Source organism: Janthinobacterium sp. PC23-8, assembly GCF_002250505.1.
Classification (GTDB): Bacteria; Pseudomonadota; Gammaproteobacteria; order Burkholderiales; family Burkholderiaceae_D; genus Janthinobacterium.
The window spans coordinates 2,373,044-2,374,765 of sequence record NZ_NJGY01000001.1 but is presented as its reverse complement, the minus strand read 5'-3'; the positions used below and the strand labels follow the sequence as shown (position 1 = coordinate 2,374,765).

General features: G+C 52.5%; 1 tRNA gene and 1 rRNA gene. Both read left to right on the top strand.

The annotated features are described in order from the left end of the window. The first annotated feature begins 10 nt into the window (after positions 1–10). A 16S ribosomal RNA gene (locus CD932_RS29755) occupies positions 11–1,543 on the top strand. A gap of 99 nt (positions 1,544–1,642) precedes the next feature. Beyond that, positions 1,643–1,719, top strand: a tRNA-Ile gene (locus CD932_RS29750). Positions 1,720–1,722 lie beyond the last annotated feature (3 nt).

The window sequence follows — 1,722 nt, the reverse complement described above, 5'->3', positions numbered from 1 at the left end:
AACAGAGATTAAACTGAAGAGTTTGATCCTGGCTCAGATTGAACGCTGGCGGCATGCCTTACACATGCAAGTCGAACGGCAGCACGGAGCTTGCTCTGGTGGCGAGTGGCGAACGGGTGAGTAATATATCGGAACGTACCCTGGAGTGGGGGATAACGTAGCGAAAGTTACGCTAATACCGCATACGATCTAAGGATGAAAGTGGGGGATTCGCAAGAACCTCATGCTCGTGGAGCGGCCGATATCTGATTAGCTAGTTGGTAGGGTAAAAGCCTACCAAGGCATCGATCAGTAGCTGGTCTGAGAGGACGACCAGCCACACTGGAACTGAGACACGGTCCAGACTCCTACGGGAGGCAGCAGTGGGGAATTTTGGACAATGGGCGCAAGCCTGATCCAGCAATGCCGCGTGAGTGAAGAAGGCCTTCGGGTTGTAAAGCTCTTTTGTCAGGGAAGAAACGGTGAGGGCTAATATCCTTTGCTAATGACGGTACCTGAAGAATAAGCACCGGCTAACTACGTGCCAGCAGCCGCGGTAATACGTAGGGTGCAAGCGTTAATCGGAATTACTGGGCGTAAAGCGTGCGCAGGCGGTTTTGTAAGTCTGATGTGAAATCCCCGGGCTCAACCTGGGAATTGCATTGGAGACTGCAAGGCTAGAATCTGGCAGAGGGGGGTAGAATTCCACGTGTAGCAGTGAAATGCGTAGATATGTGGAGGAACACCGATGGCGAAGGCAGCCCCCTGGGTCAAGATTGACGCTCATGCACGAAAGCGTGGGGAGCAAACAGGATTAGATACCCTGGTAGTCCACGCCCTAAACGATGTCTACTAGTTGTCGGGTCTTAATTGACTTGGTAACGCAGCTAACGCGTGAAGTAGACCGCCTGGGGAGTACGGTCGCAAGATTAAAACTCAAAGGAATTGACGGGGACCCGCACAAGCGGTGGATGATGTGGATTAATTCGATGCAACGCGAAAAACCTTACCTACCCTTGACATGGCTGGAATCCTTGAGAGATCAGGGAGTGCTCGAAAGAGAACCAGTACACAGGTGCTGCATGGCTGTCGTCAGCTCGTGTCGTGAGATGTTGGGTTAAGTCCCGCAACGAGCGCAACCCTTGTCATTAGTTGCTACGAAAGGGCACTCTAATGAGACTGCCGGTGACAAACCGGAGGAAGGTGGGGATGACGTCAAGTCCTCATGGCCCTTATGGGTAGGGCTTCACACGTCATACAATGGTACATACAGAGCGCCGCCAACCCGCGAGGGGGAGCTAATCGCAGAAAGTGTATCGTAGTCCGGATTGTAGTCTGCAACTCGACTGCATGAAGTTGGAATCGCTAGTAATCGCGGATCAGCATGTCGCGGTGAATACGTTCCCGGGTCTTGTACACACCGCCCGTCACACCATGGGAGCGGGTTTTACCAGAAGTAGGTAGCTTAACCGCAAGGAGGGCGCTTACCACGGTAGGATTCGTGACTGGGGTGAAGTCGTAACAAGGTAGCCGTATCGGAAGGTGCGGCTGGATCACCTCCTTTCTAGAGTTTGCACGAATCAGCAATGATTCACTCATTAAATGTCCACACTTATCGACTGTTAGCTGAAGAAGAAACAGTAGTCGTATGTAGCACCGCGTTGGGGCTGTAGCTCAGCTGGTTAGAGCACCGTGTTGATAACGCGGGGGTCGTTGGTTCGAGTCCAACCAGCCCTACCAGTT